Here is an 870-nt window from a genome sequence, read left to right on the forward strand (position 1 = left end):
CTTGTCCCGGTGATCCCGATGGCTTGAAGCACTGCGCTTTATCGTATCGGGATGGCCGGGACAGGCCCGGCCATGACAGGGTGAGGGTGAACCCGGCGCCCCGTACCATCCTGCCACGTCATCACCGGGCTTGTCCCGGTGATCCCGATTGTAGACGCGCGGCGCTCGTCCCGTCGCGATGGCCGGGACTGATCCCCGGACCAGGTCCGGGGACGGCCCTGACCAGGAGGCGATGAGCCGCCCTCAGAGCACGAACCAGCCCTTGTGCAGGTCGAGCGCGCTCTTGAGCTTGATCACCGCCTCGGCCGCCTTGTCGCGGTCGGTGTTGAGATAAACGTAAGTGGCGCCCTTCGTCTTCTCGTAGCGCAGCTCGCCGGCCCGGCTGAACGCCTTCGTGCCGATGAACGCGAACGCCTGGTCGCCGCTTTTCCGCGTGTTGGCGTCGATCGCCTTCAGGTCGAGCCGGTCGCCCTGCCGGCCCGAGAAGTCGAGGATGGTGTCGGCCCGGCGCGTCGACGCAGCCGTGTCGCGGTCGTCGAAGGCGAACACGTCGCGGCCGCTCCCGCCCGTGAGGCTGTCCTGGCCGAGCCCGCCGATCAGCCGGTCGGCGCCCGCCCCGCCCGAGAGCCGGTTCGCCCCGGCATTGCCCGTCACGCTGTTGGCGAGCGCGTTGCCGGTGAGCGCCAGCCGCGCCGTGCCGGCGGCCGCCGTGAGGTTCTCCACCTCGCCAAGTGCCGCCAGCGACAGGCTGGCGCTCGCGATCACCGTGTCGAGGCCGCCATGGGCCAGCTCGACGATGGTGTCCGCCCCGTCGGTGACATAGGTGTCGTCGCCGCTGCCACCCCTGAGCACGTCGGCGCCGGCGCCGCC

At 70.7% G+C, this 870-nt stretch carries 1 protein-coding gene; it reads right to left on the reverse strand.

The features are described 5' to 3' along the window. Window positions 1-243: 243 nt before the first annotated feature. The coding region (locus KBI52_RS01220) for a calcium-binding protein (RefSeq protein WP_210804834.1) at window positions 244-870 on the reverse strand (627 nt) is incomplete at its 5' end.

The organism is Microvirga sp. HBU67558 (genome assembly GCF_018069605.1).
GTDB classification, from domain to species: domain Bacteria; phylum Pseudomonadota; class Alphaproteobacteria; order Rhizobiales; family Beijerinckiaceae; genus Microvirga; species Microvirga terrae.